At 66.1% G+C, this 19,665-nt stretch carries 21 protein-coding genes; 8 read left to right on the top strand and 13 right to left on the bottom strand.

The genetic code is table 11. The features are described 5' to 3' along the window. Positions 1 to 42: 42 nt before the first annotated feature. The 5 genes from ASF00_RS10795 to ASF00_RS10775 all read right to left on the bottom strand — a co-directional run bounded on the left by ASF00_RS10795 (position 43) and on the right by ASF00_RS10775 (position 5,186). Positions 43 to 525 carry a pyridoxamine 5'-phosphate oxidase family protein gene (locus ASF00_RS10795; RefSeq protein WP_055878883.1) on the bottom strand — a complete coding sequence of 161 codons (483 nt, stop codon included), beginning with the start codon at positions 523 to 525 and terminating at the stop codon, positions 43 to 45. Positions 526 to 917: 392 nt separating this feature from the next. Beyond that, positions 918 to 2,096 (bottom strand): acetyl-CoA C-acyltransferase, encoded by a 1,179-nt coding sequence (locus tag ASF00_RS10790; RefSeq protein ID WP_055878373.1) that lies wholly within the window; start codon positions 2,094 to 2,096, stop codon positions 918 to 920. A gap of 52 nt (positions 2,097 to 2,148) precedes the next feature. Continuing rightward, positions 2,149 to 2,583, bottom strand: a complete 435-nt coding sequence (locus tag ASF00_RS10785) for a MaoC family dehydratase (protein ID WP_200910530.1) — start codon at positions 2,581 to 2,583, stop codon at positions 2,149 to 2,151. Between the two features lie 453 nt (positions 2,584 to 3,036). After that, positions 3,037 to 4,203 (bottom strand): mechanosensitive ion channel family protein, encoded by a 1,167-nt coding sequence (locus ASF00_RS10780; RefSeq protein WP_055878367.1) that lies wholly within the window; start codon positions 4,201 to 4,203, stop codon positions 3,037 to 3,039. Positions 4,204 to 4,214: 11 nt separating this feature from the next. After that, on the bottom strand, positions 4,215 to 5,186 hold the full coding sequence (locus tag ASF00_RS10775) for a DNA topoisomerase IB (protein WP_055878881.1): 972 nt from the start codon (positions 5,184 to 5,186) through the stop codon (positions 4,215 to 4,217). A 178-nt stretch (positions 5,187 to 5,364) separates the two neighbouring features. Here ASF00_RS10775 and ASF00_RS10770 point away from each other — a divergent pair, with 178 nt between their 5' ends. After that, positions 5,365 to 5,928, top strand: coding sequence for a type 1 glutamine amidotransferase domain-containing protein (locus ASF00_RS10770; RefSeq protein ID WP_055878364.1), 564 nt, complete (start codon positions 5,365 to 5,367; stop codon positions 5,926 to 5,928). A gap of 48 nt (positions 5,929 to 5,976) precedes the next feature. On the opposite strand, the gene ASF00_RS10765 is transcribed toward ASF00_RS10770, so the two are convergent. Genes ASF00_RS10765 through ASF00_RS18845 form a run of 3 tightly spaced genes read right to left on the bottom strand, consistent with a single transcriptional unit; the run spans position 5,977 to position 8,514 of the window. Further along, a complete protein-coding gene (locus tag ASF00_RS10765; protein ID WP_082463371.1) occupies positions 5,977 to 7,020 on the bottom strand; it encodes an acyltransferase family protein in 1,044 nt (347 codons plus the stop codon). Further along, a complete protein-coding gene (locus ASF00_RS10760) occupies positions 7,017 to 8,369 on the bottom strand; it encodes a putative O-glycosylation ligase, exosortase A system-associated (RefSeq protein ID WP_055878361.1) in 1,353 nt (450 codons plus the stop codon). The genes ASF00_RS10765 and ASF00_RS10760 overlap by 4 nt, the downstream gene beginning before the upstream one ends. Next, positions 8,362 to 8,514, bottom strand: a complete 153-nt coding sequence (locus ASF00_RS18845) for a hypothetical protein (RefSeq protein WP_200910208.1) — start codon at positions 8,512 to 8,514, stop codon at positions 8,362 to 8,364. Before ASF00_RS18845 ends, ASF00_RS10760 begins: the two co-directional genes overlap by 8 nt. Positions 8,515 to 8,611: 97 nt before the next feature. Here ASF00_RS18845 and ASF00_RS10755 point away from each other — a divergent pair, with 97 nt between their 5' ends. From ASF00_RS10755 to ASF00_RS10745, 3 genes are all read left to right on the top strand, one after another. Further along, entirely contained in the window at positions 8,612 to 9,823 is a 1,212-nt protein-coding gene (locus tag ASF00_RS10755) for a TIGR04063 family PEP-CTERM/XrtA system glycosyltransferase (RefSeq protein ID WP_055878876.1), read from the top strand. Next, positions 9,820 to 10,701, top strand: a complete 882-nt coding sequence (locus tag ASF00_RS10750) for a hypothetical protein (protein ID WP_055878358.1) — start codon at positions 9,820 to 9,822, stop codon at positions 10,699 to 10,701. Before ASF00_RS10755 ends, ASF00_RS10750 begins: the two co-directional genes overlap by 4 nt. 111 nt (positions 10,702 to 10,812) lie before the next feature. Beyond that, a complete protein-coding gene (locus ASF00_RS10745; RefSeq protein ID WP_082463370.1) occupies positions 10,813 to 12,411 on the top strand; it encodes a spinster family MFS transporter in 1,599 nt (532 codons plus the stop codon). A 169-nt stretch (positions 12,412 to 12,580) separates the two neighbouring features. Here ASF00_RS10745 and ASF00_RS10740 read toward each other — a convergent pair whose 3' ends face one another. Both ASF00_RS10740 and thpR read right to left on the bottom strand, forming a co-directional pair. Continuing rightward, positions 12,581 to 13,117 carry a superoxide dismutase family protein gene (locus tag ASF00_RS10740; RefSeq protein WP_055878356.1) on the bottom strand — a complete coding sequence of 179 codons (537 nt, stop codon included), beginning with the start codon at positions 13,115 to 13,117 and terminating at the stop codon, positions 12,581 to 12,583. Positions 13,118 to 13,131: 14 nt separating this feature from the next. Next, positions 13,132 to 13,719 (bottom strand): RNA 2',3'-cyclic phosphodiesterase, encoded by a 588-nt coding sequence (gene thpR / locus ASF00_RS10735; RefSeq protein WP_055878354.1) that lies wholly within the window; start codon positions 13,717 to 13,719, stop codon positions 13,132 to 13,134. Positions 13,720 to 13,840: 121 nt separating this feature from the next. Here thpR and ASF00_RS10730 point away from each other — a divergent pair, with 121 nt between their 5' ends. The 4 genes from ASF00_RS10730 (at position 13,841) to ASF00_RS10715 (ending at position 16,631) form a co-directional block, all read left to right on the top strand. After that, the gene (locus ASF00_RS10730; protein ID WP_055878870.1) at positions 13,841 to 14,590 is read left to right on the top strand and encodes a Bax inhibitor-1/YccA family protein; all 750 of its coding nucleotides are present in this window, start codon (positions 13,841 to 13,843) and stop codon (positions 14,588 to 14,590) included. An 88-nt stretch (positions 14,591 to 14,678) separates the two neighbouring features. Next, positions 14,679 to 15,458, top strand: a complete 780-nt coding sequence (locus tag ASF00_RS10725) for a transglutaminase-like domain-containing protein (protein WP_055878867.1) — start codon at positions 14,679 to 14,681, stop codon at positions 15,456 to 15,458. An 83-nt stretch (positions 15,459 to 15,541) separates the two neighbouring features. Continuing rightward, the gene (locus ASF00_RS10720; protein ID WP_055878352.1) at positions 15,542 to 15,841 is read left to right on the top strand and encodes a hypothetical protein; all 300 of its coding nucleotides are present in this window, start codon (positions 15,542 to 15,544) and stop codon (positions 15,839 to 15,841) included. Positions 15,842 to 16,076: 235 nt separating this feature from the next. Then, on the top strand, positions 16,077 to 16,631 hold the full coding sequence (locus ASF00_RS10715) for a hypothetical protein (RefSeq protein WP_055878349.1): 555 nt from the start codon (positions 16,077 to 16,079) through the stop codon (positions 16,629 to 16,631). 49 nt (positions 16,632 to 16,680) lie between these two features. On the opposite strand, the gene ASF00_RS10710 is transcribed toward ASF00_RS10715, so the two are convergent. The 3 genes from ASF00_RS10710 to ASF00_RS10700 form a co-directional block, all read right to left on the bottom strand. Then, entirely contained in the window at positions 16,681 to 17,409 is a 729-nt protein-coding gene (locus ASF00_RS10710) for an extensin-like domain-containing protein (RefSeq protein ID WP_055878347.1), read from the bottom strand. A 1-nt stretch (position 17,410) separates the two neighbouring features. Continuing rightward, complete coding sequence (locus ASF00_RS10705) at positions 17,411 to 18,169, bottom strand: NUDIX hydrolase (RefSeq protein WP_055878344.1); 759 nt, start codon at positions 18,167 to 18,169, stop codon at positions 17,411 to 17,413. 109 nt (positions 18,170 to 18,278) lie between these two features. Continuing rightward, on the bottom strand, positions 18,279 to 19,664 hold the full coding sequence (locus ASF00_RS10700) for a hypothetical protein (RefSeq protein ID WP_200910520.1): 1,386 nt from the start codon (positions 19,662 to 19,664) through the stop codon (positions 18,279 to 18,281). Position 19,665: the final 1 nt, after the last annotated feature.

Here is a 19,665-nt window from a genome sequence, read left to right as displayed (position 1 = left end):
CGGCTATGGGCAGCCCCGATCGCGGGGCTGCCCACCGGTAGCTTATGCGACCGAGTCGACGACCGCGTGGCTGCTCGACTCGTCCGGACGGATCGTGCCGCCGAACAGCATCTTCAGGCGACCACCGATCGAGATGTCCGTCTCCCACAGTTCTGCGCTGTCGATGTCGAAGCGCAGCAGCGTGAGGTTCGGGTCTTCCTTGCCGCCCGGAAACCATGCCTCGACTTGGTTGTTCCAGAGCTTGTCGATCTGCGTGCGATCGTTCGACGTCGAAACGTCTCCCGACATGCAGGCAAAGAAATCATGCCCCTTGCCGACGAACTGCGCCATCGCCGCGCCACCCTTGGCGATGCGATTGTCGCGACCGGCGAAGAAGAACAGCGTGTTGGGCTGATCGTCGTCGATCTGCGCGGTCATCGGCTCGGAATGCTGGCCATCCTCGAGGCCGATCATCACGAACGGGCTCGACTTCAGCTTGTCGATGAACTTCGCTGCGATTTCCTGCGGGGTATCCTTGTCGGCCATCGTCATTCTCCTGTGGGCTTGGATTGCCTGAGAGAACGGGCGGGGCGGGCGTTGGTTGCGCTGCGCGGTCCGATGCGATGCTGCTTGGTGAAAGCGCAGACAGCGCGCCATGATGGGGGCGGCAGCAGTCCTGCTGCCAAACAAGAAAGGTAAGGTGTATGCAACTTGCCGATCTGTGCCTGATCCCCGGCATGCGCTTCGCCTTCGCGACCCTGGTCGTGAAGATCATCGGAGTGTCGCGCAAAGGCTAGGTGCACGGGAGGGGCTTGGGCTGACACCCAAGTCCCAAACGTATTAGGCCCCGGCCGCTGACACGACCGAGGCCCAGACAAGAAAGGCGGTGTATGCAACGCCGCTTTATTACATGCGCGAATGCGGCATGGTTTTCAAGATCACAGCACCTCGAACAACCCGGCGGCACCCATGCCACCGCCTACGCACATCGTGACGACGACGTACTTGGCACCGCGGCGCTTGCCTTCGATCAGCGCGTGGCCGGTCGCGCGCGCGCCGGTCATGCCATAGGGGTGGCCGATCGAGATCGCGCCGCCGCTGACGTTGAGCCGCTCGTCGGGGATGCCGAGCGTGTCGCGGCAATAGAGCACCTGCACCGCGAACGCCTCGTTCAGCTCCCACAGGCCGATATCGTCCATCTTGAGGCCGAAGCGCTTGAGGAGCTTGGGGATCGCGACGACCGGGCCGATCCCCATCTCGTCGGGCTCGGTGCCGCCGACCGCGATGCCGACATAGCGACCGAGCGGCTGGAGGCCGCGCTGCGAGGCGATCTTCTCCTCCATCAGTACCGACGACGACGACCCGTCCGACAGCTGCGATGCGTTGCCGGCGGTGATCGTGAAGTCGGGGCCCATGACTGGCTTGAGCGACTGGAGCCCTTCGAGCGTGGTGTCGGCGCGATTGCCCTCGTCCTTGGCGATCGTCACGTCCTTGTAGGTGACCTCCTTGGTCTCCTTGTTGACGATGGCCATGTTGGCCTCGACCGCGACGATCTCCGCGTCGAAATAGCCTGCGGCCTGCGCGGCGGCGGTGCGCTGCTGCGACTGGAGCGCATAGGCGTCCATCGCGTCGCGGCTGATGCCGTAGCGCTTGGCGACCACCTCGGCAGTCTGCAGCATCGGCATGTAGACGTCCTTGTGCATCGCGACCAGCTGCGGATCGGGCGCGACGCGCATCTGCGGGGTCTGGACGAGGCTGATGCTCTCGACGCCGCCGCCGATCGTGATGTCCATATTGTCGGTGATGATCTGCTTGGCGGCGGTGGCGATCGCCATCAGGCCCGACGCGCACTGGCGGTCGACCGACATGCCCGAGACGGTCACCGGAAGCCCGGCGCGCAGCAAGGACGTGCGCGCGATGTTGCCGGCCTGGTGACCCTGCTGGAGCGCACAGCCGAAGACGACGTCGTCGATCTCCGCGCCATCGACGCCGGCGCGCTCGACCGCGGCGCGGATCGAATGTGCCGCGAGCGTCGGCGCGGGCGTGTTGTTGAAGCCGCCGCGATAGGCGCGGCCGATGGCGGTGCGGGCGGTGGAGACGATGACGGCTGAACGCATGTTTATATCCTTTTCTGCTCCCCTCCCGCTCGCGGGAGGGGACTCGGTAAAATCAAACGAAGATCTGGCTGATCCATTCGGCGATCAGGGCCGGCTTTTCCTGGCCCTCGATCTCGACGGAGAAGGCGTTGGTCTGCTGCCACTGGCCGGGGCGCTTTTCGTCGAACGACAGCAGCTTGAACTTGCCGCGCACCTTGGAGCCCGACCGGACCGGCGAGAGGAAGCGCACCGAGTTGCCGCCGTAATTGACGCCCATCTTGGCGCCCTCGATCGTCGGCGCGTCGGGAACCTTGGACGACAGCATCGGCATCAGCGACAGCGTCAGGAACCCGTGCGCGATAGTGCCGCCGAACGGAGTCTGCGCCGCGCGGGCCGGGTCGATATGGATGAACTGGTGGTCGCCGGTCGCGTCGGCGAACTGGTCGATCATGGCTTGCGTGACCTCGACCCAGTCGGACACCGTTTCGGTGCCGATGCGGGCCTGCATTTCTGCGGTGGTGATCGTTGCCACGGGGTTCCTCTCTGGTTGGCGCAACGCGCTGACGCGTCTCTAGGCGAGGAGGCCTTGCTCTCGCAAGCCTTGCGCTAACCGGAAAGAGGAAAATGATGGGTTTGTCGAGGTGGGGTTGCGAACCCGATATTCTAAAGCGCTATATTCTAAGGAGAGTGGGGGCTGCATTTGGATAGCGGTTTTCCGTTCCTTGCTCTCCCGCGAAGGCGGGAGCCCAGTCTTGGTCCCCCTATTCGCGAGGAAACATGCCAAGGTTGGTTTGAGGGCCTGAAGTACCTCCCCGGCGCAGGCCGGGGTCCAATTGGGGGGCGTCGCTGACGGAGGTTGCGCCTCGTTAATGCCACCTTACCAATTGGGCCCCGGCCTTCGCCGGGGAGGTGCACTCGTTCGAATGCGATGCGCCAGCTCAATGGTCTGGATGCCGATGGCTTACGCGTCCAGGCGTGCTGGCTTGCCCTCGGGATACGGAGCGACGACCGAGCCATCCGGTGCGGCAATCATGTTGACCTGGGTCGGGAAGGCGATCTCGATCTTCTCGTCGTTGAGGCGCTTCAGGATCGCGATGCCGACTGCGGTGCGGCCGTCGTAGAAGCTCGCATAATCGGGGCCCTTGCTGTCGAACTGCACTTCGAAATCGAGGCTGGATGCGCCGAAGCCGGTGAAGCCTGCGCGGGTGAAGATCTTGTCGTTGGCCTCGACGATCTCCTTCAGCATCGCTGGGATGCGCGAGCAGACCTCGGGCGGGGTCGAGTAGGTGACGCCGATGATGAATTTAGCGCGGCGGTGATTGCGCTGCGTGTTGTTGAGAATCTCCTTATTGAGGAGGTTCTTGTTCGAGATGACGCGCTCCTCGCCGTCGATACCGCGGATGCGCGTCGATTTCAGGCCGATCGCCTCGACGCTGCCCGAGGCGGTGTCGTAGCTGATTGAATCGCCGCGGCGGAACGGGCGGTCGAAGATGATCGCGAGCGCGGCGAACAGGTCGGCGAAGATACCCTGCGCGGCGAGACCGATCGCGATGCCGCCGACGCCGAGCCCGGCGACGAGGCCGGTGACGTTGACGCCCAGATTGTCGAGCACGACGACCAAGGCGACCGCGAACACGACGAACGTGACGAGCAGCCGGATCAGCCCCATCGCCGACAGCAGCGCCTCACCCGAATAATGTTCGGACTGGGTGCGGTGCTCGATCGCACCGAGGATGATCTCTCGCACCCAGACCGCCGCCTGGAAGACCGCGGCGACGGTGAAGAGGAAGTTGATCGTCGTCGCGACCTCGCCGGGGGCGGCGGAATAGCCCGCCACGAGCTTGGCTGCCAGCATGACGATGAAGAAATTGCCGGTACGCGCGATCGCCTTGCCGACGACCGAGCCCCAGCCGCCGAGCGCACGCGGGCGCTGGCACAGCTTGCTGCCGAACCGGCGTGCGGTGTGCAGCGCGACGACGATCGCGGCGCCGATCCCGACCGCGATCAGGATCTGGAGCCAATAGGCCTGGATCCAGGCGATGCTGGCGGTAACGAAGCCCTGCGCCTGGTTGCCGACGTCGCCGGCGTCGAAGATCGGTTGTTTGGCGGGGGTGGTTGCGTTGGACATGGAAATACTCGTCAGGCCGCGTTTGCGCGAGCGGTCAGAATGGGCGCCGCGGTGGCGGGCGTGCCGGCTTCGAGGAAGGCGATCAGCCCGCATTCCTCGCGGCTGAGATAGCGCTTGGCGCGCGGGAGGCGGAGCGCCTTGCGGAACGTCGACTGGCCGGTCTTCACCAGCGCGATCAACGAGGGATGGACATAACTCTTTCGCGCGATCGCATGCGTGTTGCCGAGCCGTGCGACGACGGGCTCGAGCATCGCCTTGAGGCTGAGATCCGCCTCGGCGGAGGCCAGAGCCTCGAACGCGGCGACGCTGGCGGCCCAGGTGCGGAAGTTCTTCGCGGTGAATTCGGTGCCGGTGACGTCGCGGATATAGCAGTTCACGTCGGTCGAGGTGACGGGATGCGCGACTCCCGCATCGTCGAGCCAGGCGAACAGATGCTGTTCGTCGAGATCCTGGCATTTCTTGACGAAGCTGCTGAGCGAGCGATCGGTGATCTTGAGCGTCCGCATCTTGCCCGATTTGCCCTTGTACTGGAGTTTCAGCGTCGCACCCTTTACCGCGCCGTGGCGCTTGCGAAGCGTAGTCGCGCCGAAGCTCTCGTTCGCCTCGGCATAGGCTTCGTTGCCGACGCGGATATGGCCGCCGTCGAGCAGGCGGAGGACGGCGGCGACGGCGCGCTCTCGGGTGAGCGAACGTTTGCGCAGGTCGGACTCGACCGCCTTGCGTAGCTTGGGGAGCGCATGGCCGAAATCGGCGCAGCGTTCGTATTTGGCCGCCTCCTGCGCTTCGCGGAAGCCGAGGTGATAGCGATACTGCTTGCGCCCCTTCTCGTCCCAGCCGACCGCCTGGATATGGCCGTTGGGCTTGGGGCAGAACCAGGCGTCACGATAGGCGGGGGGCAGGGCGATCGTGTTGAGCCGGTCGATCTCGTCGCGGTCGGTGATGCGCTCGCCCTTGGCATCGAAATAGCCCCAGCCGTTCCGCATCTTCTTGCGGGTGATGCCGGGCTTGCTGTCGTCCGAATACACGACTCTGGTGGGCAATGCGGTGGTCCTTGGGGCGCCGTATGAACTCTCTCTGGAAATGTTCGGGAAGGCGCATCGTTCCGGAACGACGCGGGCCGCCCGTGGTTGAGGGGGCACTGGATTTCACTGGAGACATGCCATGACCGATCTTTCCCAAGCTCGCGTACTGATGCTCGCTGCCGATGGTTTCGAGACCGTCGAACTGTTCGAACCCAGGAAGGCGCTCGAGGCGGCGGGGGCGAAAGTCACGCTTGCGTCGATCAAGACCGACCCGATCCAGGGCATGAAGGGCGACATCAACAAGGCGGAGACGGCGACGCCCGAGCTGACGCTCGACGAGGTCGATACCGACGATTACGACGCGCTGGTGCTACCGGGCGGCGTCGCCAATCCGGACACGATGCGCCAGGAAGAGCGCGCGATCGAGATCATCACCGAGTTCATGGAGGACGGCAAGATCGTCGCGGCGATCTGCCATGCGCCGTGGTTGCTGGCCGAGGCGGACGTGATCGACGGCCGACGCGTGACGAGCTACCCGTCGATCCGCACCGACCTCGAGAATGCGGGCGCGGACGTGGTGGACGAGGAGGTCGTGGTCGACGGCAATCTGATCACCAGCCGCAAGCCCGACGACATCCCCGCGTTCAACAAGGCGATCATCGCCGCGCTGGAGGAAGAACTGGCCGACGAACCGGTCGACTGATCGGCGATGGTGAGGCGGGTGCCCGCATGGGGTGCCCGCCGCTCGCTGTCAGCGTGCGTTGACCCAGCGTTGGGCAGGCCGCTCGACCAGGTGGTAGAGCGCGACCGAGGCTAGCAGGACGAGCGTAAGATAGAGCGCTATCAGCGGCAGTGATACCGCGCGTGCATCGGTTACAAAGGCGAGTTTGAACGCCTTCCACAGGATGAAATGGCTGAGATACGTCGCATAGCTGATCTCGCCCAGATAATGGACCACGCGGCCTTCGAACAGATTGCCACGACGCCCCGCAGTGAGCGCCAAGACCATCAGGACCGACGCGAAGAACGCGGGGACGACGAGGGTTTCGGGCGCGCCCAAAGCCCTGCCGATAGCCAACGCTACCGCGACGATGACGGTACCGGGTATCGCCCTTGGTCGATCTCGCCAACGCAACCATAATGCGCAGACGATGCTGCCGGTGATGAATTCGACCAGACACCGCAACAGGCCAAAGCGCGATATGTCGGCGCCGAGTTTCTCCGCATGCATCGTGAGGTGCAGGGCCACCAGCAAGGCCGCCGCGAGCGCCACCAGCGCCGCGCTCGGCAGCCGCCGCCAGTCCACCGCAATCACGAGTAGCGGAAACACCAGATAGGCGCCGAACTCGGCACTGATCGACCAGGCCGGATCATTCCATGACAATTCCTGCGTAAAGCCCCAATTCTGGAGCAACAGGATATGCAGCGGCAGTTCGGCGAACACGAATTGCGGGTCGGCTCGTCCGGTCGCGCGCAACACCAGCGCGAGCAGGACGGCGGCGGCGAGCATGACCAGATGTAACGGCCAGATCCGCGCGACGCGTTTCTGCAGGAAGCGGGGAATGCCCGCAAAGCCACTGGTGCCGATCCGCGCGCTCCAGGTCAGCCAGATCACGAAACCCGAGAGCAGAAAGAAGAAATCGACCGCGAGATAGCCCTTGGCGACAACGTCGCGCAATGCGGTCGGCAGCCCTGCGATCGACAGGCGAATATGATACAAGACGACGAACCACGCTGCGATCCCGCGGATACCGGTCAACGCACGCAATTCATGCACCGGCGCGCGATCGGTCATGCCGATGCGGGACTCGCGGTGGCGGACGGCACGCGCCGCATCGACCGAAACGACTCCTCGCCCCGCTTGCGCGTCAGATACGTGTCGAGCCCGATCTGCGCGCCGATCAGCATGTAGACGAACGGCTGGAACGCGATGGCGATAAAGGCCGCGCCGAGCAGATAGACGAGATGCCCGGTCTGCAATGCCGCCGCGAGCGGCCCCGCCCAGGCGAAATCGCCGTCGGGGTCACGGTATCGACGGCGCAGGATTTCCATGCGGACGACCCCGATCAGGTTGATCGCAAGCCACAAAGCGAGCCCGAAATAGCCCTGTTCGCCGAGCATCTCGAAATAGGCACTGTGATAGGCGCGGCCTTGATCGACCGAAACGCGCGCGCCGGAATCGTCACCCGCAGACTTCACGTCGAAGCGGATGTGATTGCCCAGATATGCATTGAAGCCGCCGCCGAAGGGATGGCGTTCGGCATAGTCGATCGTCCATTGCCACACCGCGAGCCTGGTCAATGCCGACGAATCGGCATCATAGGTCTTGATCGTGTTCATCCGGTTGGTGAAGGTCGAGGGCAGGAACGGGACCGCCGCGAGCCCCAGGACGGCGAGCATGATCAGGTACGGTATCTTACGCTTGACTGCGCGGATCGACAGCACCGCGAGCAAGCCGATGCAGAGCAGGCCGGTGCGTGTCGAAGTGCCGACCGGGATCAAGAGGCAGGCGAAGACCAGTGCGACGCAGTAAGTCTTAACGCGCCAATCGGGTTTGAATATCGTGCCGTACGACATGAACCAGATGATGACCGGAATAATCGCGATCGCCACCGCGCTGATCGTGCTGCCCTCGTACAGTCCCGAATTGTTATCGACCATCAGGTTGAGCGTACCGTAGCCGCCGCCGCCGCTGGCAATCGTCTTGATCCCGCCGACGATGATGATCGATGAGGCCGACAGGATCATGAACAGCAGCAACGCCTCGATCCTCAGGCGCGTGCGCAGCGTCAGCGGCAGGAATGCGGCAAAGATCAGCGCCTTCCACACCCAGCCCCATTTCTCCAGCGCCTCCGCGGGGAAGTCGGCATTGATCGTCGTCGCCCAACAATACAGCATCAGCAGCACGATCAGCACCTGTCGGGCACCGACGCGGGTATCGCGCTTGTCCTCGACGAGAATCCAGCCGCCAACCGCCAAGGCGAACGCAATCAGCGAGATCGGTACCGTATTAAGTAGAAGATAGGTCAGACGCTGCGGCGAGACGATATCGATGTAGAGATAGGCGAGCACGAGCAGAAACGGTCGCTTGAACCCCATCGCGAAGAACGCGAACAGAAAGGCGATGAACGCGAGATCACGCACCGGGAGGAGTCCTGGGGCGACCGGGCTTGGGGGACGCGACGTCGTGCGGGCTTGGCTCGGAATCGAGATCGGGGCGTCGCAGCAGCAGGAACGCGGCGAGGATCATCAGCCCATGGCTCAGGCCGAGCGCGAGATTGTTGATCATGGTACGGCCTCCTCGTGCAGTGTGGGCGATCTGGGATCGTCTGTAGGTCTAGTCGGTTGACGCGCCGTTAAGCGATCTGTGGCAGATGGCGTCGACGATGCGTATCCTTCATATCCTCGACCACGGCCTGCCGCTGCAAAGCGGCTATACGTTCCGCACGCGCGCGATCCTCAAGGCGCAGGAAGGGCTGGGGTGGACCGTCGCGGCGGTCACCGGCCCGCGTCACGGCGTCGCGCCGGCTTTGGTCGAGTCGATCGACAGGCTGACGTTCCACCGGACGGCGGCAGGCGTGAAGCCGGGTCCCGTCGGCGAAGTCGCGGGGATCGCGGCCTTCGCCAGGCGGATCGAGTCGGCGGTCGATGCCTTCAAGCCCGACATCCTCCACGCGCATTCGCCGGTGATCGACGCGCTCGCCGCGCTGATCGTCGCGCGCAAGCGCAAGCTGCCGCTGGTCTACGAGATCCGGGCGTTCTGGGAGGATGCGGCGGTCGGCAACGGGACGGGGACCGCGACGTCGCTGCGCTACCGCGCGACGCGCGCGCTGGAGACATGGGCGGTGCGGCGCGCGGATGCGGTCGCGGTGATCTGCGAGGGACTGCGCGGCGACCTGGTCGCGCGCGGTATCGCTGCGGAAAAGATCACGGTGTCGCCCAATGGCGTCGATCTCGAGCTGTTCGGGACGGCGCCGCCGCGCGATGATGCGCTGGGCGCGGCGCTGGGGCTCGACGGTGCGGACGTGGTCGGGTTCATCGGCAGCTTCTACGATTACGAAGGGCTCGACGACCTGATCGCGGCGATGCCTGCGCTGGTCGCGGTGCGGCCCAACGCGCGGCTGTTGATGGTCGGCGGCGGGCCGATGGAGGCGGCGCTGCGCGCGCAGGCCGAGGCGTCGCCGGTGGCGGACGCGATCCGTTTCGTCGGGCGCGTGCCGCATCAGGAGGTCGAGCGCTATTACGGGCTGGTCGATATCCTGGCCTATCCGCGCAAGCGGATGCGGCTGACCGATCTCGTCACGCCGCTCAAGCCGCTTGAAGCGATGGCGCAGGGGCGGCTGGTCGCGGCGTCCGATGTCGGCGGGCATCGCGAGCTGATCCGCGACGGCGAGACGGGTACGCTGTTTCCGCCCGACGATCCGCAGGCGATCGCGGAGGCGCTGGCGGGAATGTTCGCGGACCGGTCCGGCTGGGACGAACGCCGCACGCGCGGGCGGGATTTCGTCAAGACCGAGCGTAACTGGTCGTCAAACATTCGGCGTTATGATCCGCTTTATGGACGGCTGATCGCAGCTGCTGCACGGGAAAAACGATGATCGCGCTTGGTCGCTACCCCCTGATCCGATCGCTGCCGCTATACGGCGCGGTGGCCGGCGGGCTGCTCGCCGCCGTCGGCGTGGTGGCGATTTCGACCGAGACGCTGGAGTCGCTGGTGTGGACCACCGGCGTCGCCGCGCTCGTGCCCGCTGCCGCGCCGCCGCTCGGGATGACTGCGCGCGCATTGCTGGCGCTGGGCAGCGGGCTTCTGGTTGCGGCGTTGCTGTGGTCGTCGCTGTTCCTGCTATTCGGGCCGGGCGGGTTCCTGATCCGCCGGGGCGCACGCGAGGACGGCGTGCCGGTGATCCGCCGCGCCGATGCGCATCCCGACGCGCCGCCGCGCAAGCCGATGTCGGCGGCCGACCTGGGCACGCCGATGATGGAAGTGGGCGTGGGGCCGGATGGGCGCGACGAGCGGACGATCCCGGCTGATCTCGATTTGCCGCTCGCGGCGTTTGATCCCAAGGCGATCCTGCCGGTGCCGATGGAGCCCGTGCGCCCCGTGCCGCCGCTGATCCCGGCGATCATGGCACCGCTGATCGCGGTCGAGTCGACGGCGGCGGCGACGACGTTCGTGACCGCGCCCGCACCGCTGCCGGCGCATCCGCCTGTCGTCGCCGCAAAGGCCGCTGTCGAAGCACAGCCTGGGGTTGCGCTCGAGCCCTTCGTCGAGGCACCGCCTGGAGTCCCGCCCGAGCCCTTCGTCGAGGCACGTGCCGTGCCGGTGCAGGAGGACGTCGTCGAAACCGCGGCGCCGACGCCGATCGCGCGGCCGGCACGCGCGGTGGTTGAACCGGCGTCGCCGCCGACGATCGAGGCGTTGCTGACTCGGCTCGAAAACGGGGCACTCCGTCGCGGGTTGATCGGCTCTCACTGACCGCGCGAGCTGACGCCCCTCCGCCGGGCCTACGTACCGGACCCTGCTGAAACCGCTGTTTCTGCCTGATCCGCTCTGATACCCATAGCTCGAAAACATCGAGGAGGGATCATGGCTGGCGCGGATACCAAAATTGTCGAGCCGGCACACGAGGCTGAACGCGGTGCTCCCGTGGAGCAGGGGGCGACGCGCTACGCCTGGTACGTGCTGTCGATCCTGTTCCTCGTCTACGTGCTGAACTTCGTCGACCGGCAGATCATCTCGATCCTGGCGGAGGACATCAAGCGCGACCTAGGGCTGAAGGACCAGGATCTCGGCTTCCTGTACGGCACTGCGTTCGGGGTGTTCTATTCGCTGTTCGGGATCCCGCTCGGGCGGCTGGCGGACAATTGGTACCGCGTGCGGCTGATGACGATCGGGTTGTCGCTCTGGTCGGTGATGACCGCACTGTCGGGGTTTTCGCGGACCGGTGGGCATCTGGCCGCGGCGCGGATCGGGGTCGGGATCGGCGAGGCGACCGCGAGCCCGTCGGCCTATTCGATCATCTCCGATTATTTCCCGAAGCGGCTGCGCGCGACCGCACTCTCGATCTACTCCGCAGGGCTGTACGTCGGCGGCGGCTGTTCGCTATTCATCGGCGGGCTGATCGTGCAGGGCTGGAACACGGCCTATCCGCACGGCGGGCCGCTCGGGCTGGTCGGGTGGCAGGCGGCGTTCATGGCGGTCGGCGTGCCGGGGCTGTTGCTCGCGGTGTGGATCGCGACGCTGAAGGAGCCGATCCGCGGGCTGGTCGAGGGGCTGCCCGAACCCGAGAAACACCCCGCGCCGTTCCGCGCGTTCGGCGCCGAGCTGGTAACGATCGTGCCGCCGCTTACGCTGATCGGTGCGGCGATGGGTGGGGCGCGTGCGCTTGGGTATAATCTGCTGGCGCTCGCGCTGGTAGCGGCCGCGGTGACCGGGCTGATCGAGGCAGGCGAGCCGTGGCCGCAATGGGTGGCGATCGGGATTGGCGTGTATGCGGTGTTCTCCTGGGCGTCGGCGTTGAAGCGCCGCGATCCGCCGACGTTCGCACTGATCGTCGGAACGCCGGCGTTCCTGTGCACGGTCGTCGCGTACGGGCTGAACGCGTTCCTGAGCTATGCCGCGAGTTTCTGGGCGGCGCCCTACGCGTTGCGCGAGCTTGGCGTGACGCCGTCGTCGGCGGGGTTCATGATCGGCAGCCTGGGCGCGACCGCGGGTTTTCTCGGGCTGACGATCGGCGGCGTGGTGTCGGATCGGTTGCGGCGCGGTAATCCCGCCGGGCGGTTGTGGGTCGTGATCTTCGGCGCGGTGGTGCCGGTGCCGTTCCTTGTGCTGGCTTTCACCGCCAGTGCGCCGACTGCCTTCTACACCGGGATCTTCCTCGCGCAGCTGACCGCGTCGTGCGCGCTGGGCGCGGCGGCGGCGACGACGCAGGACATGGTGCTGCCACGGATGCGCGGGACGGCGACCGCGACCTTCTTCATCGGTACGACGCTGATCGGGCTGGCGCTCGGGCCGTATATGGCGGGGCGGGTGTCGACGCTGACGGGGAGCCTGTCGATCGGCATGCTGTCGTTGCTGGTAGTGACGCCGATCACGCTGGCCTGCGCGGTGGCGGCGTACCGGCTGGCACCGCGCGCCGAGGCGACGCGGGAGGCGCGGGCTCGGGCTGCGGGGGAGGCGGTTTAGGGGGGCTGCCTGCTTGCCCTCCTTCCGTTCGTACTGAGCGAAGTCGAAGCACCTCCGTTTGGGGCACACCCTTCGACTTCGCTCAGGGCGAACGGGAAAAGGGGGGCGAACGGAAGAGGCAGGCGTACGAAAAGAAGCGCCCCTCTCGTCTCGAGAGGGGCGCTGGTACTCAGCCGGCCTGGAACACGCCGCAGGCGATGCGGCCGCCGCTGTTGCCGGACGGGTCGGTCATCAAGTCGTCGGGCGCTGCATGCACGACAAACGCAGCGCCGTCCGCGTCGAGCAGTCCGGCCATCGTCGCACCCGGGATCGTCATGCCGATCGTGCCGCGACCATCGGTGCCGATGATCAGGTTGGGCAGGTCGCCTTCGTGCGGACCCTGCGGGTTCATGCTGCCGTGCTTCGTGCCCGTCGGGTTCCAATGGCCGCCCGCAGTCGTGAAGTCGGGTGCGTCGCAGCGGCCGACGGTGTGGATGTGCGCGCCGTGCGTGCCGGGAGGCATCGCCTTGGCGTCGAGCGTGAAGCGGACGCCGCCGGCGACTTCGGTCGCGGTGGCGCGGCCGACATCGACGCCGGTGGCGGTCATGAGCATCGCGGTGGCGCGCTGGCCGCCCGCGACCGGGGTGCCGGTGTCCATCCCGCTCTTTTCGCAGGCGCTGAGGCCCATCGTTGCCGCGCCGAGCAGTGCCAGTGTCGCAATCCGCATATCGTCTCTCCCTGTTATTCTTCTGGCGAACCCCCCGCCGCGGCTCTGGTTCCCGGCGGCGTATCAAGTGCCCAGCGCGCGACGGGCGCGTAGGTCGCGCCATCGCGGCCGAGATGGCTCTGGTACAGCACGAGGTGGGGGAGCGGGAAGGACGCACTGGCGAGCCCGGCGTGCGTCGCCAGCCAAGGATCGACCGCGATCCCAACGGCGGCAGACCGCGGTAGCCGCGCGACCGTCATATGCGGGAGATAGGCGCGGCGTTCGGGCTCGAGCCCCGCGCGAACGCACGCCTGATCGACCTTGCGGTGGAGGGCTGCGAGCGCATCGTGCGGAGTGACGCCGACCCAGAGCGTATCGGTCCGGCCCCGCTTCTCGAATTGGCCGACTCCGGCGAGCGAAACGACCGGCGCCGGCGCGACGACATGGCTGAGCGCGACCGCGATATCTTCCGCCACCGGCCGCTCGACCGCGCCGATGAAGCGCAGCGTGATGTGCAGCTGATCGTCGTCCTGCCAGCGCGCGGCAGGGACGCCCTCCATTATGTCGAGCAAGCTCCGACGGATAGGCGGCGGGGGGCGGAGGGCGACGAACAGACGGATCATGACCGCGACAGGTTAACCGTCACTATGGCGCGCGATGCAACCACTCCGCTTGAAAAGCGTCCTGCAAAAGACGATATTCACCGTAACCGGCACGATGCCGGACAAAGGAGCTGATTTCACCATGGCTAATTGGTCTGACCCCCGGCCCCGCGCCACGTCGTTCGGAACGACGGCCACGGGGCAGCGTACCGAGGCCTATGACGCTGGTCTCCGGTCGTACATGCTGTCCGTCTACAACTATATGGGCTCGGCGGTTCTGCTGACCGGCATTGTCGCGATGCTCTTCGCCTGGGGCGGCGCGGAATCGCCTGCCGCCCAGGTATTCCAGAGCGGCGGCATCCTGAAGTATGTCATCATGTTCTCGCCGCTGGCGATCGTGTTCGGCATGAGCTTCGGCCAGAACCGGATGAGCACCGGCACGATGCAGATGCTGTTCTGGGGCTTTGCGGTCCTGATGGGCCTGTCGATGTCGACCATCTTCCTGGTCTATAGCGGCACGTCGATCGCGGGCGCGTTCTTTGCGACCGCCGCCGGTTTCGCGGGGCTGAGCCTGTACGGCTACACGACGAAGCGCGATCTGTCGGCGTTCGGGACCTTCCTGATCATCGGCGTGGTCGGCCTGCTCGTCGCCAGCCTGATCAACATGTTCCTGCAGTCGGGCGTCATGCAGTTGGTCATCAGCGGCGTCGGCGTGCTGCTGTTCGCAGGCCTCACCGCCTACGACACGCAGCGTACAAAGAGCCTGTATGCGCAGGTGGCGGGCACCGACATGGTCGGCAAGGTCGTAATCCTATCTGCACTCAGCCTCTATCTCGACTTTATCAACATGTTCATGTTCGTGCTGCGTCTGTTTGGTAGCAGCCGTAACTAACTCCCGCTAAGGGTGTGACGAACGCAGGGCTCGGCGGGACACCGCCGGGCCCTTTTCTTTTGGCCTCAGGATAGGAATGGGACGCGCGATGCGGCTCTCGATCGACGTGCGTCTGGATTACGGAATCGGGGGAGACGCCGATGTGCTGCTCCAGATCGAGGCCGCGGCGATGGCCGACCAAAAGATCGAATCCGAATCGCTGACGATCTGGTCCGACAGTCCGATCCGCGCGGTGCGTGGCGAGGACGGGATCGGCCAGCGCTGCTGGTCCCGCGGACATGGCCGCTTCACCGCAGAGTATAAATCGATCGTTGCGGTGTCGCGCGAGCGCGTCCAGCTCGAGCTGTATCCGGCGACCCCACCGCGGATGCTCGATGGCGAGCTGACGCCCTATCTAATGCCGAGCCGCTATTGCCCGTCGGACCGATTCGAAGGCTTTGTCGCGCGCGAGTTCGGCGGGCTGGAGGGCGGGCCGCTCGCCGCTGCGTTGACGGAATGGGTGTACCAGTCGCTCGACTATCGGTGCGGTTCGAGCAGCGGGGAGACGACCGCGCTCGATACGTTCGCGTCGCGATCGGGGGTGTGTCGCGATTATTCGCATCTGCTGGTGTCGCTGGCGCGCGCGGGCGGGATCCCGGCGCGGTGCGTGTCGGCCTATGCCCCCGGCGTCGATCCGCCCGACTTCCATGCGGTGGCGGAGCTGTGGCTGGCGGGCGACTGGCGGCTGATCGATGCGACCAAGATGGCGACGTGCAGCGATATCGCGCGCGTGTGCGTCGGGCGCGATGCGACCGACATCGCGTTCATGACGGTGTTCGGTCAGGCGTATCTCTGGGAGCAGCGGGTCACAGTCACGCCGCTCGACTGAGCGCTGCCGCGGGCGGACCCTTGGGAAACAAAGCGCGGCTGGACCGTTGGTCTTCGCAAAGATTTCAAAGAGGGACATTCGCGATGACCGACATAGACAAGAGCGCACTCGACAGCCTTTCGGTCGCACCTGACGAGAAGGACGCCGAGGGCAAGAGTTCGGGCCGCGATCCGCGCCAGGAAGCGGGCCAAGACAAGTCGATCGCCAAGCGCCTGCAGAAGAACCCCGACAGCGCCGATGCGCGGCTCGACAATGGGTTGGACGAGTCGATGGACGGTAGCGATCCGATTTCAGCAACTCAGCCAGGGTCGGGCACTGAGCCGGCACAGTCGTCGGGCTATGATGCGGATGCAGAGCGAGCGCTGCGCGAAAAGCAGGCGTAACGCAGCTGCTGCACAACGAACGGGCGCCGGTCGCGATCGACCGGCGCTTTTTTGTTGCCTAAACGCCTCGCAACACGATCAAATCGCTTGATTTCATTCGGTTCATCGCAGCCTTGTTGCAGCGCAACAGCTTTCATGGTCGCTTGGGGTTACGGAAAGATGACGCGCGATAGGACCGTTGTTAACCATCCGGGCGCATAGTCTGCCGGTTCCTTGACGAGAGCGGGGTGACGACATGGCTTCCAGAATGAAACCGGCACAGGGCTCGATGACGCTGGCCGAGATGAAGGAATTTGCGAGCTTTCCGAGTTCGACGCAGCGGTACATTCGCCGTTCGCTCGATGTCGGGCTCGACCGCGACGACGCGATGACGCGCTGGTCACGCGACGTGGTCGAAGCCGCGAGCATCCGGGCGCAGGCGCGGCTTTACAACACGCTCCCCGATCTGCGTACGATGGTGCCCGACGACAGCGGCCTTGATGCGATCGAGCCGTTCCTGGCACCGCTAATGACGCTCGTGGCGTTCGACCTGGGACAGGGGCGGCTGACGGGCTTTTCCGCGCTGCGCTTCCTGTACGAGCGATTGATCGGTGCCGAGGTCCGGCCTTGGCTGCCGTCGGCATTCTGTGCGGCGGCAGCGCTGCCGCATCTGCATCCCGAGTTGCGCCGCAAGCTGCTCCAGTCAATCAGCGAGGCGGCGGCGACTGCGTCAGGCTGGTCGAACCGGCAGCCCGCTTTCTTCCCTTATTGGGTCGAGAAGGTAGATTCGGGCACGACGCTGACGAACTGAGAGGTACCTCTGTCGCTCCGGACTTGCGCACTACCGGAGCGGCGTCGCGCTATCGGCATGCCCGCCAGCCCATCGCGCCGCGGTCGGCTTGGTCGAGATGCAGATGGTCGGCATGGGCCGCGTTGTAGTCCGGCGACAGGGTCGTCGCGAACAGCTTGCATGCGCCGTCCCGCACGGCGTGGAGGAAGGTGGACTTCGCACCGCCGCGCTGCCAGTCGCGGGCGACGGTGATATACGTACCGTCGCTCAGGCGGAAACCGGCGATGTCGACCGCATCGGCGGTCGAATGCTCGCTCCACGTCCCCGCATCGCGGCCATAGATCCGCCGGCAGCTGTAGCTCCCGAAATGATCGATGCTCACGACCCGCGCTCCGAAAAAGCGGACGGCAGCAGGCTGGATGACGTTCCATTCCCACATCGAGAGCGCTGCGGCGACCGGGCAGGCGACGCCGAGCCCCGCGGGCACGAAGGCGATCTTTCGCGCGCCACCGGTCAGCCTGACGGCATCGGCATAGCCACATTGTCCATCGCCTTTGCGCGGCGGCAGGGCCGTGTACCGAACGCCCGCGCGGTCAAGCAGCGCCCGGCATTGCGGGAAATCCCCGGTCAGCGCCGTCAGCTTTCGTCCGGTGGACATCCCGATCGGCTGGTCGAGACCAAGCGGCGTCCAAGGCAGGTCCTGTGGGCGCGCGCGCAGCATCGACCACAGCATCAAGCCGAGCGTCGCGACGACCATCAGCCCAACCAGCCAGCAAAGCGTCAGCCGTACCGTCCGCATGTCAGCCGCGCACCGCGTCCAGCAGTGGCTCTGACGTAACAGGATAGCCCAAGTCGTGCGGGATACAGAGATGCTCGATCCCGTCGCGCACTTCGGTCCATGGTGTCACGGTCCGCACCGGATGCGCACGGGCATGTGCGAGAGCGGCGTCGAAGGTGGCAAATTGCGCCAGCCGTTCCAGATTGCGCCGGGTCGGAAAGATGATCGTCGCGCGCCCCGCATCCGCCTCCGCCAACACGGTGGCCGCGGTCGTCCAGAACAGCCGGACATTCTCCGTCGCATCGACGCGCGGTTCGGGCGCGCCCGCCGGCAAACGCGCCAGATAGAAGCGCGTATCGAAGATCCGGGCATGGGCATGCGCGGGTCGCCACCGCGCGAAATATTCCAGCACATCCAGGTCGAGACTGACGTCGGCATCCGTCAGCGCCGCGCCAAACGCGAGTCCGTCATGCAGCGCCGCGCGCAAACGCTCGAACGCGGAGGGGGACGGCATCGGCGACAGGCCGATCGGCAGGCCCGCTTCCTCGATCGTCTCGCGCACGGCGGCGATTCGTGCTGCGCTTTCCGAATCGTCCTTCCCAAGCATCGCCGCGAGCGCATGGTCGCCCGGATCGACACGCCCGCCGGGAAACACCAGCGCGCCGCCCGCGAACGCCATCGCCTTCGCGCGTTCGACGAAGAGCAATTCGGGCGCACCGCCGCCGGCATCGCGGAATACGACCAGAGTGGCGGCGGGAATGGCGGGTGGCGTGTCGGTCATATCCCGGCGTAACGCGTCAAGCGCCGATCGGGTAGCGCGAGCAATGGCGTCGCAGCATGCGCGGGCGGCGTGAACGTACAACGTTGACGGGCGGCGCGTACAAGCGGCGTCAACGCGCGGCGGGGACGGAGCCGGCGGCGGCAGGGGCAGCCCCAGCGGTCGGCGTGGCGTAGAGGAGCGACCAGCCCGGCGGCAGATAGTCGGTCGACATATAATAGTAGAAGGCACACGTGCCATCACGCCGGTAGGTGCCGCCCTTGACGAGGCCGAGCGCGACGGTCCGATCGAAGACCGGTGCGCCGCTGTCGCCGGCCTTGCACGTCGGCCCGGCGACCGCGACCCAGGTCGGCAGGCACGCGCCGCCGCACAGGTCGCCCGCCGGCGCGAAATCGACCATGGCGACGAGCGCGCAGCTATACCCGGTGCGTTCGCCGCGGTGGCAGACGAAATCGCCCGCGCGCGTGCTTTCGCGGTTGCGCCAGGTCGAGACGCTCCGCGTCAGCGTCTTGGCAGTATCGGCATAGAATGCCGGCGCGAGCGTCTGGACGGTCGGAGGCGCATTGATCTGGACGTCCTGATAGCCCCACCCCCATTGGCCGAAGAAGTCGAGCGCGACGCTGCCCCGCTGCGCATCGACATAGCGCAGCGTGTCGGGACAGTGCGCCGCGGTCGCGATCGCGGACCGTAGGCCATCGGTGACGACGAACCCGGTGGTACAGGCGTAACGCCGACCATCGACCGTTCCGACGACTCGAGCGCCGCCCGCGACGATCGGCACACGTGCGGGGGGCAGCGTCAGCGGCGCCTCCGGCGTCACGCTCGGCGAAGTCGGGTCCTGAATCGGCACGGCCTGCGCCATGTCCGACGGGCGAGCGTCGATCGCCTCGATCCGAACGGGCACGCCGGTCATCGTTTCGAGCTTCCTCCGCAATGCACCGTCGCGATCCAGTTCCGCATCGCGTCCGCTGATCATCACCAGTAGCGCGCCGGTCCGCTGATCGATGCCCAGACCAGGCGGATGCGGGAGCGCGGCGCGGATCTGCGCCTGATAGGTGGCGATCCTGGTCAGCATCGTCGCGCGGTTGACGGTCGCGCCGGTTCGGAAGACGATCGGCACGACGCGGTCGCCGGCCAGAACGGACTGATCCGCAACCGGATCGTTCCCGGTCAGCAGGATCACGATCCGGTAAGTGGGAACGTGCTCGACGACGATCCCCGCCCATCGATCGCGATAGGTTTCGCGCAGCTGATCGGTGACGACGATGCTGTCGGTCTGCGCGCGCAGCCGATGCATCGCCTCGTCGAGCGGTACGGCGAACGCGCGGGCATATTCCGCAGCATCCTGCATCAGCGCATCGACGGGCAGTTGCGGGCGTGGTGCGATCGCGCCCGTCGCGCCCGTCGCACCGGTCGCGGCCGTCTGCGCGGACGCGGGTGCCGGGACGAGGATCAGCAGGGTGAGGGCGAAGCACAGCCTCACTTGGAACGTCGACATC

This window comes from Sphingomonas sp. Leaf34 (assembly GCF_001421805.1).
In the GTDB taxonomy this organism is placed as follows: domain Bacteria; phylum Pseudomonadota; class Alphaproteobacteria; order Sphingomonadales; family Sphingomonadaceae; genus Sphingomonas.
Note: the sequence above shows the minus strand (reverse complement) of the source record. Positions and strands in the feature narration are given on the sequence as shown.

Excerpts from the sequence above, each read along its gene's own strand:
- ASF00_RS10795 (WP_055878883.1), bottom strand. The coding sequence starts at position 525 with ATGGCCGACAAGGATACCCCGCAGGAAATCGCAGCGAAGTTCATCGAC.
- ASF00_RS10790 (WP_055878373.1), bottom strand. The coding sequence starts at position 2,096 with ATGCGTTCAGCCGTCATCGTCTCCACCGCCCGCACCGCCATCGGCCGC.
- ASF00_RS10785 (WP_200910530.1), bottom strand. The coding sequence starts at position 2,583 with ATGCAGGCCCGCATCGGCACCGAAACGGTGTCCGACTGGGTCGAGGTC.
- ASF00_RS10780 (WP_055878367.1), bottom strand. The coding sequence starts at position 4,203 with ATGTCCAACGCAACCACCCCCGCCAAACAACCGATCTTCGACGCCGGC.
- ASF00_RS10775 (WP_055878881.1), bottom strand. The coding sequence starts at position 5,186 with ATGCGGAACGGCTGGGGCTATTTCGATGCCAAGGGCGAGCGCATCACC.
- ASF00_RS10770 (WP_055878364.1), top strand. The coding sequence starts at position 5,365 with ATGACCGATCTTTCCCAAGCTCGCGTACTGATGCTCGCTGCCGATGGT.
- ASF00_RS10765 (WP_082463371.1), bottom strand. The coding sequence starts at position 7,020 with ATGACCGATCGCGCGCCGGTGCATGAATTGCGTGCGTTGACCGGTATC.
- ASF00_RS18845 (WP_200910208.1), bottom strand. The coding sequence starts at position 8,514 with ATGATCAACAATCTCGCGCTCGGCCTGAGCCATGGGCTGATGATCCTC.
- ASF00_RS10755 (WP_055878876.1), top strand. The coding sequence starts at position 8,612 with ATGCGTATCCTTCATATCCTCGACCACGGCCTGCCGCTGCAAAGCGGC.
- ASF00_RS10750 (WP_055878358.1), top strand. The coding sequence starts at position 9,820 with ATGATCGCGCTTGGTCGCTACCCCCTGATCCGATCGCTGCCGCTATAC.
- ASF00_RS10745 (WP_082463370.1), top strand. The coding sequence starts at position 10,813 with ATGGCTGGCGCGGATACCAAAATTGTCGAGCCGGCACACGAGGCTGAA.
- ASF00_RS10740 (WP_055878356.1), bottom strand. The coding sequence starts at position 13,117 with ATGCGGATTGCGACACTGGCACTGCTCGGCGCGGCAACGATGGGCCTC.
- thpR (WP_055878354.1), bottom strand. The coding sequence starts at position 13,719 with ATGATCCGTCTGTTCGTCGCCCTCCGCCCCCCGCCGCCTATCCGTCGG.
- ASF00_RS10730 (WP_055878870.1), top strand. The coding sequence starts at position 13,841 with ATGGCTAATTGGTCTGACCCCCGGCCCCGCGCCACGTCGTTCGGAACG.
- ASF00_RS10725 (WP_055878867.1), top strand. The coding sequence starts at position 14,679 with ATGCGGCTCTCGATCGACGTGCGTCTGGATTACGGAATCGGGGGAGAC.
- ASF00_RS10720 (WP_055878352.1), top strand. The coding sequence starts at position 15,542 with ATGACCGACATAGACAAGAGCGCACTCGACAGCCTTTCGGTCGCACCT.
- ASF00_RS10715 (WP_055878349.1), top strand. The coding sequence starts at position 16,077 with ATGGCTTCCAGAATGAAACCGGCACAGGGCTCGATGACGCTGGCCGAG.
- ASF00_RS10710 (WP_055878347.1), bottom strand. The coding sequence starts at position 17,409 with ATGCGGACGGTACGGCTGACGCTTTGCTGGCTGGTTGGGCTGATGGTC.
- ASF00_RS10705 (WP_055878344.1), bottom strand. The coding sequence starts at position 18,169 with ATGACCGACACGCCACCCGCCATTCCCGCCGCCACTCTGGTCGTATTC.
- ASF00_RS10700 (WP_200910520.1), bottom strand. The coding sequence starts at position 19,664 with ATGTCGACGTTCCAAGTGAGGCTGTGCTTCGCCCTCACCCTGCTGATC.